This is a genomic window from Caulobacter sp. DWP3-1-3b2, assembly GCF_049896325.1.
Taxonomy (GTDB): Bacteria; Pseudomonadota; Alphaproteobacteria; order Caulobacterales; family Caulobacteraceae; genus Caulobacter.
In genome coordinates this window covers 204,568-218,360 of sequence record NZ_JAFCUB010000004.1, presented here as the reverse complement: position 1 = coordinate 218,360, position 13,793 = coordinate 204,568, and the positions used below count along the sequence as shown (strand labels likewise).

The 13,793-nt window shown below is 68.1% G+C and carries 14 protein-coding genes; 1 reads left to right on the top strand and 13 read right to left on the bottom strand.

Annotated elements, in window-relative coordinates:
- Window positions 1-25: 25 nt before the first annotated feature.
- From ACP7AG_RS04885 to obgE, 12 genes are all read right to left on the bottom strand, one after another.
- Entirely contained in the window at window positions 26-526 is a 501-nt protein-coding gene (locus ACP7AG_RS04885; RefSeq protein WP_426029971.1) for an RNA pyrophosphohydrolase, read from the bottom strand.
- On the bottom strand, window positions 523-1,710 hold the full coding sequence (locus ACP7AG_RS04880; protein WP_426029970.1) for a divergent polysaccharide deacetylase family protein: 1,188 nt from the start codon (window positions 1,708-1,710) through the stop codon (window positions 523-525). Before ACP7AG_RS04880 ends, ACP7AG_RS04885 begins: the two co-directional genes overlap by 4 nt.
- A 118-nt stretch (window positions 1,711-1,828) precedes the next feature.
- Entirely contained in the window at window positions 1,829-3,223 is a 1,395-nt protein-coding gene (locus ACP7AG_RS04875; RefSeq protein WP_426029969.1) for a S41 family peptidase, read from the bottom strand.
- A 111-nt stretch (window positions 3,224-3,334) separates the two neighbouring features.
- On the bottom strand, window positions 3,335-4,378 hold the full coding sequence (locus ACP7AG_RS04870; protein WP_426029968.1) for a murein hydrolase activator EnvC family protein: 1,044 nt from the start codon (window positions 4,376-4,378) through the stop codon (window positions 3,335-3,337).
- A 101-nt stretch (window positions 4,379-4,479) separates the two neighbouring features.
- The gene (gene rlmH / locus ACP7AG_RS04865) at window positions 4,480-4,944 is read right to left on the bottom strand and encodes a 23S rRNA (pseudouridine(1915)-N(3))-methyltransferase RlmH (protein ID WP_426029967.1); all 465 of its coding nucleotides are present in this window, start codon (window positions 4,942-4,944) and stop codon (window positions 4,480-4,482) included.
- 68 nt (window positions 4,945-5,012) lie between these two features.
- Entirely contained in the window at window positions 5,013-5,456 is a 444-nt protein-coding gene (rsfS, locus tag ACP7AG_RS04860) for a ribosome silencing factor (RefSeq protein WP_426011296.1), read from the bottom strand.
- A gap of 269 nt (window positions 5,457-5,725) precedes the next feature.
- On the bottom strand, window positions 5,726-6,391 hold the full coding sequence (locus ACP7AG_RS04855; RefSeq protein WP_426029966.1) for a nicotinate-nucleotide adenylyltransferase: 666 nt from the start codon (window positions 6,389-6,391) through the stop codon (window positions 5,726-5,728).
- Window positions 6,357-7,664, bottom strand: a complete 1,308-nt coding sequence (locus tag ACP7AG_RS04850; protein ID WP_426029989.1) for a glutamate-5-semialdehyde dehydrogenase — start codon at window positions 7,662-7,664, stop codon at window positions 6,357-6,359. Before ACP7AG_RS04850 ends, ACP7AG_RS04855 begins: the two co-directional genes overlap by 35 nt.
- A 119-nt stretch (window positions 7,665-7,783) precedes the next feature.
- Entirely contained in the window at window positions 7,784-8,485 is a 702-nt protein-coding gene (locus ACP7AG_RS04845; protein WP_426029965.1) for a hypothetical protein, read from the bottom strand.
- Window positions 8,486-9,337: 852 nt separating this feature from the next.
- A complete protein-coding gene (locus ACP7AG_RS04840; protein ID WP_426029964.1) occupies window positions 9,338-9,751 on the bottom strand; it encodes a DUF3574 domain-containing protein in 414 nt (137 codons plus the stop codon).
- Window positions 9,752-10,915 (bottom strand): glutamate 5-kinase, encoded by a 1,164-nt coding sequence (proB, locus tag ACP7AG_RS04835; protein ID WP_426029963.1) that lies wholly within the window; start codon window positions 10,913-10,915, stop codon window positions 9,752-9,754.
- On the bottom strand, window positions 10,916-11,980 hold the full coding sequence (obgE, locus tag ACP7AG_RS04830; RefSeq protein WP_426010862.1) for a GTPase ObgE: 1,065 nt from the start codon (window positions 11,978-11,980) through the stop codon (window positions 10,916-10,918).
- 214 nt (window positions 11,981-12,194) lie between these two features.
- Between obgE and ACP7AG_RS04825 the strand changes: the two genes are divergently transcribed.
- Window positions 12,195-13,154 (top strand): hypothetical protein, encoded by a 960-nt coding sequence (locus tag ACP7AG_RS04825; protein ID WP_426010864.1) that lies wholly within the window; start codon window positions 12,195-12,197, stop codon window positions 13,152-13,154.
- 4 nt (window positions 13,155-13,158) lie between these two features.
- Here ACP7AG_RS04825 and ACP7AG_RS04820 read toward each other — a convergent pair whose 3' ends face one another.
- Window positions 13,159-13,692, bottom strand: coding sequence for a GNAT family N-acetyltransferase (locus ACP7AG_RS04820; protein ID WP_426010865.1), 534 nt, complete (start codon window positions 13,690-13,692; stop codon window positions 13,159-13,161).
- Window positions 13,693-13,793 lie beyond the last annotated feature (101 nt).

Here is a 13,793-nt window from a genome sequence, read left to right as displayed (position 1 = left end):
GCCCTACCTCTAGCGCGGCCTGGCGTCAGCCGCCGCGCGCGTACCCACCGAAGGCGGCTACGACCTGTTCGTACACCGCGCGTTTGAAGGGTACGATCAATTCGGGCGTCTCGTCGAGCGTGGCCCATCGCCAGGCGTCGAACTCGACATGGGCGTCGGCCTCCAAGTCGATCTCCGACTCCTCGCCCGTGAAGCGGAAGGCGAACCACACCTGCTTCTGACCCTTGAACCCGCGCGCCTTCTTCGACGAGGCGAAGTCGGTGGGGAAGTCATAGATCAGCCAGCCCTCGGTCTGGGCGAGATAGTCGGCGGAAACGACGCCGGTCTCTTCCTTTAGCTCGCGCCGCGCCGCCTTCAGCAGGTCCTCGCCGTCATCGACGCCGCCTTGCGGGAACTGCCAGTTATATGGCGCGGGCTGCCTATGGCGCTTGCCCAGCCAAACGCGGCCATCGGCACGAAACAGCACGACGCCGACATTGGGACGATGATCGGGATACGCGTCGTCGGCGGGCTGGCTGGCGTTCATCGCTTGGCCATGGCCGAGGCGGGGGCCAGTTGCAAGCCCCGCCCGGACAGGCCCGCAGCCCAAACCTTGACCTGGTTGATGGTCACCGGATAGGCGAACCCCGAGCCCAGGGCCTGGCCGCGCCCGGCCGCGCCGGTCTCAAGCATCTTCAACTGGCCGTCGATGGCGCCCGCCGCCAGTTCGTCGTCAATGATCCGGTCGGCCGAGGCGCGGGGGATCGGACCGCCGCGCAGGGACGCCTGCCCGTCGTCGATGAAGGCCAGGCCGCGCGCCTTCAGGGTCAGGGTGAAGGTGGTCATGGCCGCGTCATTGGTGACAAAGCGCGAGCCCAGATAGTTGGTCAGTCCAAAATAGCCGGTGGCCCGCGACATCAGCCATTCCATCTTGCGGACGGTGTCTTCCGGCCGATTGGCGGTGATCAGGGTGAAGGGGCCCGGATCATTGGCGGGGTAGTCGACCGGCTCCATGGGGGCTTCCAGCAGCACCTCATGGCCGTGGTTGCGGGCCAGGTCGATCCAGCCCTGCAGGCCCTCGGCATAGGGGGCGAAGGACAGGGTGATCTCGGGCGGCAGGGTCTCGATGGCGGCGCGGGTGGTCTGGGGGTTGAGGCCCAGCCCGCCGATCACCAGGGCCACGCGCGGCCGCCCGTCGGCGGTGAAGGGGCGAGCATAGGCCTCGGCGGCGGTGCGACCGTCGCCGGCGATCACCGGCAGCAGGCCGCCGCCGGGACCGGGCGTCGACAGGCCGGCGAACGGGGCCTGGAGCAGCGGCCCCCCGGGCGCGGCGACAGGCGGCGGCGCGGCGATGTCGCCGGCCACGGTGATGGTCGCCTCGTCCGGATGCTCGGCGAAGGGCTGGGCCGACAGGTCCAGGGCGCCCGGCGTCAGCGGCGCCTCGTGGTCGGATTCGTTGACCAGCGCCTCGCGCCAGCCCTGGGGCGCGTTGAGCGTGGCGCCGATCTTGGCCAGCTGCACCCGGATCAGCGGCGAGCCCTTGTTGGGGTCGCCGGTCAACAGGATCAGGGCGCACAGGCTCAGCAGGAACAGGAACGCCGCCGCGCTGGCCCCGATATAGGGATTGGCCGCCGCGGCCAGCAGCTTGGCGCGCAGGTCCGGGGCGTCACCGCGGCCCAAGGCGGAGGCGGCGTGGCTAAAGGCGGGCTTGCGGGAAAACGACACGGCCATGGGCGCGAGGCTAGCCGGTCAGCGCCGAATATATGGTTAACGAAGGGTGCGACGGAATGGGCGGAGCGGGCCATTTCGGAACCCTCTCTTTCTGGGAGAGGGTCTCTTAACCAGCCCCCTACTTCTTCTCCACCGCCGGGCCTTTACCCGCCGCCGCCGCCGCAGCCTTGGCCGTGACTTCGGCGATCTTGGCCTGGGGCTTGGGCAGTTTTGGCACGGCTTCGACCGAGCCGGCCTTCAGCACGGCCAGGCCGCGTTCCAGCTGGAAGTCGCCCTTCTTCTCGTCGAAGCCGGGGGGCGGGGCCTCGGCCGGGGTGTGGACGCCCTGGCGGGTCTTGCCCTCGTCGGCATTGAGGGCGTTCTTGAAGCTGGCCTCGCTGAACCACACGCGGTTGGCGATGTCCTGGGCCTGGTCCTTGGTCTGGGCCACCTCCAAGTCGGGTTCGATGCCGGTCTTCTGGATCGAGCGCCCCGACGGTGTGAAATAGCGGGCCGTGGTCAGCTTGACGGCGCCGTCGGCCCCGCCGCGCAGCGGGATCACGGTCTGGACCGAACCCTTGCCGAAGCTGGTGATGCCCACCAACTCGGCGCGATGACGGTCTTGCAGGGCGCCGGCGACGATTTCCGCCGCCGAGGCCGAGCCCTGGTTGATCAGCACCACCATCGGCAGGCCGTTCAGCAGGTCGCCGGGGGTGGCGTTCAGGCGCTGGATGTCGCGCTTGTCGCGGCCGCGCTGGCTCACCACCTCGCCGCCGTCCAGGAACAGGTCGGCCACGGCCCGGGCCTGGTCGAGCAGGCCGCCGGGATTGTTGCGCAGGTCGAGGATCAGCCCCTTCATCTTGGGGTTCTTGGCCTTCAGGTCGGTGATCGAGGCGCTGAGGGCGTCGGTGGACTTTTCGGTGAAGCCCGGCAGGCGCACATAGCCGTAGTCGCCTTCCATGCGGGCGATGGCGGCCTTGGGCTTGATCACCTCGCGCACCAGCTTGACGTCGAACGGGTCGGTCTTGTCCCGGGCGATGGTCAGGGTGACGCCTTCGCCGGCCGCGCCGCGCATCTGCTTGACCGCCTCGTTGACCGTCAGGCCCAGCACCGACTGGCCATTGACCGCGGTGATATAGTCGCCGGCCTGGATGCCGGCCCGCGCGGCGGGGGTGCCGTCCATCGGCGAGATCACCTTGACCACGCCGTCCTCGCTGGTCACCTCGATGCCCAGCCCGCCATATTCGCCGTGGGTGGTGTCGTTCATGTCCTCGAAGCTGTCGGGCGACAGATAGCCGGAATGCGGATCCAGGCTGGTCAGCATGCCGTCCAGCGCCGCCTCGATCAGCTTCTTGTTGTCGACCTCGGAGACGTACTGGGTGTCGACCGTCTGAAGCACGTCTCCAAACAGTTCGAGCATCTTGTAGGTCTCGCCCTTGGTGGCGTTGGTCGCCTGGGCGATGGGGCTGACATAGGCCATGGTCCCCGCGCCGAGGACAAAGGCCGAAACACCGATGAGCAGGTACTTGCGCATGTGGCCTGGAAGGCTCCCTGACGACGCTCTCGCGCCGCGTTCAAACTTGTTGTCCGCCAGTAGTAGCGGAACCTTTGTTCATTTGACGGCCATCATCGCTGAAAAAGCCGTTTATCGCGACCCCTGCTTGAGCCAACGCTCTGGATCGACCGAAGCGCCATCTTCTCGCACCTCAAAATAGAGTTCCGGATCGGAAGATCCATGCCCGGCCATCCTGCCAACCGCCTGACCGGGCGCGACAGATTGTCCGGGGGCGACGGAAATCTGGTCCATTCCCGCCAACACCAGATGGTAGGCGCCTTGAGCCCGCAGGATCAAGACGACGCCCCAGCCATTCAGCGGTCCGGCGTATTCGACCGTGGCGGCGGCGGGACTGGCGATGGCGTGACCCTTTTCCGTGCGGATCGTCAGGCCGTTGGCCCGGCCGCCCAGGGGCATGGCCTGGCCGAACCGGTGGGTCATCACGCCGGATGTGGGCGCGGTCAGCACCAGGGGGCCCGTGGCGGGCTTGACGGCCAGGTCGTCGGTCAGGGCCCCCAGCTGGGCCTGGTCTCCGGTCATCGCCTCCTGGGCGTAGGCGCGCTCCAGCTGGGTCTTTTCGACGATCATCCGTTCCAGCTCGCCCTTGCGGTCGGCGACCAGGCTCTCGGCGGTGAACAGCTGCTCGGAGGCGGCCGCGGCCTCACGGCGCAGGGCCGAGACGGCGCGGGCCTGGCGGGCGTAGCCTTCGGCCCTGTTCTGGAGTTCAGGGGTCATGGCGCGGATCAGGATGGCGGCCCGCACCGCGTCGCGGGCGTCACCGGGGCTGACCAGCAGGGCCGGCGGCGGATCACGGCGGAAGAGCTGCAGGGCCGAGAGCAGCCGCGACAGCTGCCCGCGATCGCGACCCAGCTCGGCCACCAGGGCCGATTCGCGCTGGTGCAGGGCTTCCAGCCGGGCGCGTTTCTCACCGACATCGTCGCCGGTGACCAGGCGCCTCTGGCCCAGGGCGTCCAGCTCGCCTCGCAGGTCGACGATCTCGCGGCGGGTGTCGGCGGCGGCCTGCTCGTCCTTGGCGCGCTGGGTGACCCCAGCGACTTGGGCGGCCGCGACAAGACCCCCGGCGCCCAGCAGGGCGACCAGGAGGCTGGTGGTGATCAGCGTAACGCGGCGCATAGGCCGATCAATGCCTGCATTGGGTCGCAGCGACAACTGGTTCTCCCGACCTGCCCTACCTCTCGCTGATCCCGGCGAATGCCGGGATCAGCGGATTAAAATCAATCGCGATGATAGGGCGAGCCCGCCAGGATGGTGACGGCGCGATAGACCTGCTCGGCCAGCAGGACGCGGGCCAAGGCGTGAGGCCAGGTCTGGGGGCCGAAGGCCAGGGTCTCGTTCGCCTCGGCCAGGATCGAGGGGTCCAGGCCATCGGCGCCGCCGATCAGGAACACGACCTTGCGGTGCCCGTCGTCGCGCAGCCGGCCGATGTGCTCGGCGAAGGCCCGGCTAGGCCGCACCTTGCCGTGCTCGTCGCAGGCGATGACATGGGCGCCTTCCAGATGCGGGCGCAGCACTTCGGCTTCGGCGGCCTTGCCGGGCTTGCGCGCCTCGACCTCGACGATCTCGACCGGCCCGATCGCCAGGGCGCGGCCCGACGCCGTGGCCCGGGACGCATAGTCCACGGCCAACTGCGCCTCGACCATGCGGCCAAGCTTTCCAACGGTGAGGAGGGTGATCTTCATGGGCGATCCCGTCACCGCCCTACACGCGAGATTTGGCGGGCGGGCGGTGACGTTAGGGGCGAGGCGTCTTAGTTTGCCGCCGCGATCCGGTGCGGGGCGTCGACGGCCCAGATCTTCTCGATGTTGTAGAACGAGCGGACTTCGGGCCGGAACAGGTGGACCACCACGTCGCCGGCGTCGATCAGCACCCAGTCGCAATGCGGCAGGCCCTCGACCCGCGCCTTGCCGAAGCCCTCTTCCTTGAGGGCGCGGATGATGTGGTCGGCCAGGGCGCCGACGTGACGGTGCGACCGGCCAGACGCCACGATCAGGCTGTCGGCGACCGAGCTCTTGTCCGTCAGGTCGATATGGACGATGTCCTGGGCCTTGTCGTCGTCGAGACGCGACAGGATCAGGGTCTCGAGCGCCTTGATGCTCTTGTCCAGGGCGGTCTCGGTGCTCGAGGTCGCTTTTTTCGAGGTATCGGCGGAGGCCGTGTCCTCGTGCGCACTTGGCGCGGGGTCGCTACGCAGCGGAAATGCTCCTTGATGGGGGTCGCGCAATCCCTCCCATAGCATGGATGACTCGAAAAGATGAGGGGGAACGTGGATCGGGGCGATTCGGGCGGTCATGGTCCTTCTCCCCCGTGCGGGAGACGGTGGCCGCGAAGCGGTCGGATGAGGGGCCTCTCAACCGAAAGCCGCCGCGATTGAGCGCGCGATCGTTTCTGCCGAAAGGGCGATCGACCCCTCACCCGACCTCGCTCCGCGAGGCCACCCTCGCCCCCAAGGGGAGAAGGAAACTACCCCCGCGTCTGCCGCCCCCGCAGCGCCGTCGACGAGGCGAAGTTCAGGGGCCCCGTCAGATAGACCCAGGCCGGAGCCGCGGCGTCGGCCAGGATCGCGGCCTCGCTGGCCGGACGTCGGGCGAAGGCGAAGCGGCGGGCGGCGGGCGAGGTGCGGGCCTTCAGCGCAGCCCAGGGCCGCGAGATCACCGCCACCGGGACCTCGCGCATGATCTGGGTCCAGCCCCGCCAGCGATGGAAGGTGGCGAGGCTGTCGGCCCCCATGATCCACACGAACTTCACCCCCGGATAGCGGGCCTTCAGCACCCGAAGGGTGTCGATGGTGTATTTCGAGCCCAGGCGCGTCTCGGCGTCGGAGACGATCATGCCGCCACCCAAACCGCCCCCTTGGGCCCAGCGCCGAGCGCCGGCCAGGCGCTCGGCCAGCGGCCTTGTCTCATGCGCCGACTTCAGCGGGTTCTGCGGCGAGACCAGCCAGATCACCCGGTCCAGCTCCAGGCGTCGCAGCGCCGTCTCGGCGACGTGGGCGTGGCCCTCGTGCGCCGGGTTGAAGCTGCCACCGAACAGGCCGACGCGCATGCCGGGTTCCAAGTGGAAACCCAGCCTCTGCGCGGCGGGCCGGCCGGCCTCAGGGACGAGTCTGGCCGGTCCCGCGAACCACATATTTGAATGTCGTCAGTTGCTCGGCCCCGACCGGACCGCGGGCGTGAAGTTTATCGGTGGCGATGCCGATCTCGGCCCCGAACCCGAACTCGCCGCCGTCGGCGAATTGGGTCGAGGCGTTGACCAGCACGATGGCGCTGTCTACCAGGGCGATGAACCGCTCGGCGGCCGCCTCATCCTCGGTGACGATCGCGTCGGTGTGGCCCGAACCATAGGCGGCGATGTGGGCGGCCGCGCCCTCCACCCCATCGACCACGGCCACCGACAGGATCGGGGCCAGATATTCGGTGGTCCAGTCGGCCTCGACGGCGGCCTTCATGTCGGGCTCGATCTGCAGGGCCAGGCTGTCGCCGCGCAGCTCGCAGCCGGCCTTGATCAGGGCGTCGGCGATCGGCGGCAGCAGGGCCTTGGCCCCGGCCCGATCCACGAGCAGGGTCTCGGCCGAGCCGCACACCGACACGCGGCGCATCTTGGCGTTCAGCACGATCTCGACGGCCTTCTTCGGGTCCGCCGCCGCATGCACGAACACGTGGTTGAGGCCCTCGAGGTGGCCCAGCACGGCCACCCGCGCCTCGGCCTGCACACGCGCCACCAGGCTCTTGCCGCCCCGGGGGATGATCAGGTCGATCGTGCGGTCCAGGCCCGACAGGATGGCGCCGACGGCGTCGCGGTCGGGGGTGCGGACGATCTGCACCGCGTCGGCCGAGATCCCCGCCGCCTTCAGCCCCTTGGCGATGGCCGCGTGGATCGCGAGGTTGGAGTGGATGCACTCCGACCCGCCGCGCAGGATCACCGCATTGCCCGAGCGCACGCACAGGGCCGCAGCGTCGGCGGTGACATTGGGCCGGCTCTCGAAGATCATGGCGATCACGCCGATCGGGGTGCGAATCCGGGCGATGTCCAGGCCGTTGGGCCGCGTCCAGCGGGCGGTCTCGACGCCCAGCGGGTCGGGAATGGCGGCCACGGCCTCGACCCCGGCGGCGACGCCTTCCAGGCGTTCGGGATTGAGCATCAGCCGCTCGACCATCGGCGCGGTCAGGCCGCCGGCTCCCGCCTTGGCCAGATCTTTCGCGTTGGCCTCGAGGATCGCGGCGGCGTCGCCGCGGATGGCGGCGGCCATGGCGTGCAGGGCGGCGGTGCGCTGGTCCGGCGTGGCGACGCGCAGGGCCGCGGCCCCTTGCCGAGCCGCCTGTCCCATCGCCGTCATCGTCGCCTGCAAGCTCATGCCCGCGTCGTCCATCGATTCATCCGATCCCGGATAGGCTCGCCCGATATGCTCAGAGTGAGGCTTACCTAGGCGCTTTGCAGCGGTGGGGGAATGGGGAAAGGGTGGTGGGGGTGTTAGCGGGGCTGTTGGTTTGGGTAGCCGGCGTCACGTCGATGTACGCGCATTCAATCGACAGTCGGCGGGTTGGTCGGCTTGGGCAGTTCGGTAAGGCCTGGCATCTTGGTTTTCTTGAAGTAGGCTGCCATGGTTTCGTTATATTCCTCGAACAGGCCGAGAGTTAGATCTCGGTTTTCGTCCGCATGCTCGATCAAGCTTTCGGCCTGAGCCTCAAGAGCTCTCGCATAGGGTAGAAGTTGCATAAACTGCGCCTCATCCACGGTGTGCACGGCATGTAAGCCTTCCATGTTTATCGGCGCGGGGTGGAGTGCTAATATCGCGTCTCGTCTAACTGTATAGTCCTGCATAGTGGCTGAGAGCGATTGATAGCGGCTGATGGATAGCATGAGGTCCATCAGGAACTTGTTTGCCTTGGCTTTGATCAGAAGCACCTCTTGTGCTCCATCTAAGGCCAGTGTTGGTTCGTCCCTCAGCCCTACCAGCCCTTGCATACGACGCCACTTCTGATCACCCCAGATGCCTCCCATGGGCGGCGCGTCATCGTAGGAGTGGACATGGCGGTGAATATCGCCTGTCAGGCTAGCGACCCGCATGATTTTCAGGGCCAATTGTCGGCCAGCGGTCTCGTCACGATCTAATTGATCTGCCTTCCGCTGAGCGTCCGCAATCCAATATCCGCCAAGCGCAATGATGACCGCTCCTGCAGACATGATTCCCGAGAACCAATCAGCAATCGAACCAACGTCCATATTAGCCCCCATAGCTGCCCCATAGAGCGACAAGCTCTGCAGTTCGTAACGGTACGCGCGAAAGCCCCCATCCGCCCCGGATGTGGCCCGCCTTAAAGCCTTGGTGGATCGGAGCTCTGGCGTCTGGCCGTGTCAAGGACGGTCCCGCAGGGACCGCCGCGTTGCGGCCGGCCGGAGGCCGGTCCTTGACACGGCCAGACGCCAGAGCAAGCTCGCTATCAAGGTTTCAAGGCGCGGCCTCGCCGTTGCGGGCGGTTGGGGAGGGGGCTCGGCGTTTAGCGGCGGGGACATGCACTCATGCCCGGACTTGGCCGGGTTGCAGGGGGTTGGCCGTGAGTGCGTGTCCCCATCTTCGCCCGCTGCGTCGCAGGATTGGAACGGGCAGCCTTGAAGCGTCGGGGATGACGATGAGGACACGCACTCACCCCCAACGTCTCGGCAGGTTTTGACAGGTATTGGAATGAGTGCATGTCCCCGCCGGGCATCGCCGCCCCTCCATCCCCACAAAGCTTCACCCCAAACTCCAGCCCTTTCAACGCTCTACAAAATAATCAGCGTCACCACCGCTGGCGCGCTTAAACAACGATGGCCCGGAGCGATCGGCTTCGTCGAAACGGTACTAAACTCGCAAAACTCCGGACGGCATCCGGCGCTCCGCGACCCTTTCCGATCAGCTTCAGCGGCGACCCGCGTGAAGTCCTCCCCCGGTGGGCAGGTGTCGGCGACGTCGACGGAGGGGGGAGGGATCGGATGGCGGCCAGACTGCGATCTTCGACCCGAAAACGCCCCCCACCCGGTCGCTGCGCGCCCACCTCCCGCACGGGGGCCCACGGGGGGGGAGGACTTGTCGCTTCAGAAGCCCAGGCAGATCGGATGGGTGGCGACCATGACGGCTTCCTGAGAAAAGCGGGCCTTGTAGGCCGCCCGCACGGCGTCCAGCTTGGCCTCGTCGCCGGCGCGGCCGGGCAGGGCCAGGATCACCAACTTGGACGGCTCGCGGCCGATCACCCCGCTGGCCCCGCGCCATTGGCCGGCGGCGTCGAGCACGGTCAGACCATCGGGGAAGCGCGGCGTCAGCTCGTCATCGACAAACCGCCCGAACTCGGCCTCCGACACCCCGACCCGGTCGCCGACATTGCGGCCGAAAAACAGCTGCACCTCACGGCCCGGGCTCTGGCCGGCCGGGCAGACGGCGGCCGAGGGCAGGGCGGCGCAACCCCCGAGCAAGGCGCCGACCGCCAGAACAACAGGCGCAAGACGCCGCATCTATCCCCCCACCGCCAGGTCGTCGGCATGGATCAGCGGGCCCTCGGTGAAGCCCAGTTCGGCCTCGATGGCGTCGGAGCGCAGGCCGGCGATGCGGTGGGCGTCGGCGCTGTCATAGCGCACCAGACCTCGGGCGATCTCGCGCCCGGTCTCGTCGCGGACCCGGACGGCGTCGCCCTTGTCGAACGGCCCCTCGACGGCCCGGACCCCGGCGCACAACAGGCTCTTGCCGGTCTGCAACGCGGCGGCGGCGCCGGCGTCGACGGTCAGCCAGCCTTGGGGGGCAAGAGACCCGGCGATCCAGGCCTTGTAGGCGGCGGCGGGGGACGCGACGGCTTCGATCACCGTGGCCAGGGCCCCGGCCTCGATGGCCTGAAGGGGATGGGGGCGCGAGCCCAGGGTGATCAGGGTGGCGCAGCCGGCGGCCCGGGCGATGCGGGCGGCGGCGATCTTGGTGGCCATGCCGCCGGTGCCGACGCCTGCGGCGGCGTTGGCGCCCTCGGCCATGGCGGCGATGGCGGGGGTGATCTCGCTCACCCGCTCGATATGTCGGGCTCTGGGGTCGCGGCGCGGGTCGGCGGTGTAGAGGCCGTCGATGTCCGACAGCAGCACCAGCAGGTCGGCCCCGACCATCTGGGCCACCCGGGCCGCCAGCCGGTCATTGTCGCCGTAGCGGATCTCCTCGGTGACCACCGTGTCATTCTCATTGACCACGGGGACCACGCCCAAGGCGATCAGGGTCTCGGCGGTGGCGCGGGCGTTGAGCCAGCGGCGACGGGTCTCGGTGTCGTCGCGGGTCAGCAGGATCTGGGCGGCGACCACGCCGTGCGGCTCCAGCGCCTCCTCCCAGGCCCGCATCAGCACCGACTGGCCGGCGGCGGCGGCGGCCTGCTTCTCTGGCAGGGTCAGAGACTTGCGTCCCCCCATCTTTTCAGAGGTCAGGCCCAGGCGGCGGCGGCCCAGGGCCACGGCGCCGGACGACACCACCACCCCCTGCTGGCCCCGGGCCCGCAGGGCGGCGAGATCACCGCAAAAGGCGTTCAGCCAGGCGCGGTTCGGCGCGCCGGTCTCGGCGTCGACCAGCAGGGCCGAACCGACCTTGAAGACGATCCGCCTGGCCGCCTTGAGCGCTCCCCCCCCCTCTGTCGCATTTTGGGCCGACACCTAGGGGTTCCAGCCGCCGGGGGTTTCCGCTTCGGGCGCCTCTTCGACCGCCGCCTCGACGGGGGTCTCGCCACGACGGATGCGCACCTGGATGAAGGCGGCGCGCAGCAGCTCGGTGACGCCCTCGCCCGAAACGCCCGACACCATCATCGGCTTGACGCCGGAGACCGCTTGCAGTTCGGCGCGCTTGGCTTCGCGGGTCTCGGGATCTAGGGCGTCGACCTTGTTCAGCGCCAGGATCTCGGACTTGTCGGCCAGTTCGTCGCCATAGGCTTCCAGCTCGCCGCGGATCGTGGTCCAGGCCAAGGCGATATCGTCCTGCGTGCCGTCCACCAGGTGAATGAGCACCGCCGAGCGCTCGACATGGCCCAGGAAGCGGGTGCCCAGGCCCGCGCCCTCGCTGGCGCCCTCGATCAGGCCGGGAATGTCGGCCAGCACGAAGCGCTCGCTGGTCGACAGGTCGACCATGCCCAGATTGGGGGTCAGGGTGGTGAAGGGATAGTCGGCGATCTTCGGCTTGGCGGCGCTGGCGGCGGCCAGGAAGGTCGACTTGCCGGCGTTGGGCAGGCCCACCAGCCCGACATCGGCGATCAACTTCAGGCGGAGCCAGATCCACAGCTCCTCACCGTCCTGGCCGGGATTGGCGTATTTCGGCGCCTGGTTGACCGGACCCTTGAAGTGCAGATTGCCCCAGCCGCCGTTGCCGCCCTTGGCCAGGCGAATGCGCATGCCGGCGGTGTCGAGGTCGGCGATCAGGGTCTCCTTGTCCTCCTCCAGCACCTGGGTGCCGACCGGGACCTTGAGCAGCACGTCATCGCCGGACGCGCCGTGACGGCCGCGACCCATGCCATGGATGCCCGTGCCGGCCTTGAAGTGTTGCTGGTAGCGATAGTCGATCAGGGTGTTGAGGCCATCGACGGCCTCGATCCAGACGTCGCCGCCGCGGCCGCCGTCACCGCCGTCGGGGCCGCCGTATTCGATATACTTCTCGCGTCGGAACGAGACCGCCCCGCCGCCACCGTTGCCGGAGCGCAGATAGATTTTGCACTGGTCCAAGAATTTCATCAGCGTCTTTTGTCGCAACCAGCCTTGCCCGTCGAGCCGAAACGGCCTTTTCGTGGGCTTCCCAAGGCTTCGCCGACCCAGAATCGCGGCCTGCAAGCGGCGCCGCGACCCACGAACCGACCTTCGCGGTCGTGACGAAATATTAAAACAGACGGTGCGACAAAGGTTCCTGTGCGGGAAACCGCCTGAGTCCGATCGCGCAGGGAGGCTGGCGTTGGCGAATATTCAGGACGTCAGAGAGGAATTGCAGCGGGATCTCGCTGACCTGACCCTGCCGACTCTTTGCCGCAAGTACGCCAATGAAGCCTCGGTGCATCGCAACATCCTGATGAGCCGCGGCACTGGCGTAACCGGGACTTGGCGCGACTTCCGATCCTTCCTCACCGACATCGGCCCACGCCCCTCTCCTGAACACGGCCTTGTCCTGCTGAACCGCAACGAGCGCACCTACGGCCCGGGCCGGGCGCGCTGGATGACGCCGGACGAACAGGCGGCGCACGAAGCGGAATTCGATCGCAACCAGGCGTCGAGGAACCGCGAGCAAATGCAGATCCTGCACCAGGCCGCCGCGATCCAGCGGGCCAAGGCGCCGAATGCTCCCAATTTCGGCCAGTGGACGCCGATGGCCGGCCGCCAGGTCAGCTTCCCCGATGTCGCCAAGCGCCTGGCCATCCCGGTCCAAGCCCTGTCCAAGACCATGGCCGAGGGCCGCAGCGCCGACGAGCTGCTCAAGCGCGCCAGCTCGGCCCAGGATCTGATCAACCAGGACCTCCAGTGGCTGCCGCCGGATTCGGCGCGCAAGGCCGGCTTCTTCGAGGCCTTCCGCATCTGGCACATGCAGGTGCAGCCGCAGTTCGGCCGCGCCGCCACCCCGACCTTCCTGTTCCTCTACATCGCCCTGCCGGTGATGAAGGAATGCCGGGACGAACTGATGGGCCTTGGCTTGTGGAGCCCGTTGGGTCAGCGGGCCATGAACGCCCGCGACACCCACATCGCCTGGAAAAAGTACTGCGAGTTCATGCCGAGGGCCCAGGTGGCGATGATGGAGATCCCCATCTACGCGACCTATTCGCTGCTCAGCGACCTGGACGCCCTTTGCGAACGCATCGTCGTCGCCGAAAAGCGCTTCCGCGAAGGCCCGCAGAAGGTCGTCGCGACGCATCGGGCGGCCTAGTCCGCTAAGCCAGCCACACCATCATCCGCGTCGGCACCACCTCGCCGCGCGCCGTCGAGGGCTTGTGCTCGACCACGCCGGTGTACAGGAACCCCGCCTTGATCAACACCTGGGCCGAGGCCGGGTTGTCAGCGAAGTGGCCGGCGACGACCAGCTTCTTGCGCCAGTCGGTCTTGGCCCAGGCCAGGGCGGCCTGAGCGGCCTCCGTGGCCACGCCGCGATCCCAGTAGGGGCGGCCGACCCAATAGCCGACCTCCAGATGGCCGATCGCCGGCGTGAAGAAACCCAGCACCCCGACCACGCCTTCGTTCTCCAGCTCGATGGCGAAGGTGGCGTGCAGCTTGGGATCTTGGGACTGGCAGCGGGCCACGAAGCCATCGGCGTCGCCGCGGCTGTAGGGCCAGGGCATGCGGGTGGTCATCCGGGCGATGGCGAAGTCACCGGCCAGGTCGCTGATCCGCGCCGCGTCGTCGATCATCGGCATGCGCAGCGTCAGCCGCGATGTCTTGATGACCTGCCCTCTATCGATCACGCACATCAGCGCGCCTCCCGTGCTCGGCCCTTCTAGGTCAGGACCGTGACGCCTGGATTTCAGACCCGGGTTCAAATTGGGGCGGGGAAATCCACAGCGCGGACAAA

Coding starts and splice junctions, on each gene's coding strand:
- ACP7AG_RS04875 (WP_426029969.1), bottom strand. CDS start 3,223: ATGCGCAAGTACCTGCTCATCGGTGTTTCGGCCTTTGTCCTCGGCGCG.
- ACP7AG_RS04870 (WP_426029968.1), bottom strand. CDS start 4,378: ATGCGCCGCGTTACGCTGATCACCACCAGCCTCCTGGTCGCCCTGCTG.
- ACP7AG_RS04845 (WP_426029965.1), bottom strand. CDS start 8,485: ATGGACGTTGGTTCGATTGCTGATTGGTTCTCGGGAATCATGTCTGCA.
- ACP7AG_RS04880 (WP_426029970.1), bottom strand. CDS start 1,710: ATGGCCGTGTCGTTTTCCCGCAAGCCCGCCTTTAGCCACGCCGCCTCC.
- obgE (WP_426010862.1), bottom strand. CDS start 11,980: ATGAAATTCTTGGACCAGTGCAAAATCTATCTGCGCTCCGGCAACGGT.
- rlmH (WP_426029967.1), bottom strand. CDS start 4,944: ATGAAGATCACCCTCCTCACCGTTGGAAAGCTTGGCCGCATGGTCGAG.
- ACP7AG_RS04855 (WP_426029966.1), bottom strand. CDS start 6,391: ATGTGGTTCGCGGGACCGGCCAGACTCGTCCCTGAGGCCGGCCGGCCC.
- ACP7AG_RS04840 (WP_426029964.1), bottom strand. CDS start 9,751: ATGCGGCGTCTTGCGCCTGTTGTTCTGGCGGTCGGCGCCTTGCTCGGG.
- ACP7AG_RS04820 (WP_426010865.1), bottom strand. CDS start 13,692: ATGTGCGTGATCGATAGAGGGCAGGTCATCAAGACATCGCGGCTGACG.
- ACP7AG_RS04885 (WP_426029971.1), bottom strand. CDS start 526: ATGAACGCCAGCCAGCCCGCCGACGACGCGTATCCCGATCATCGTCCC.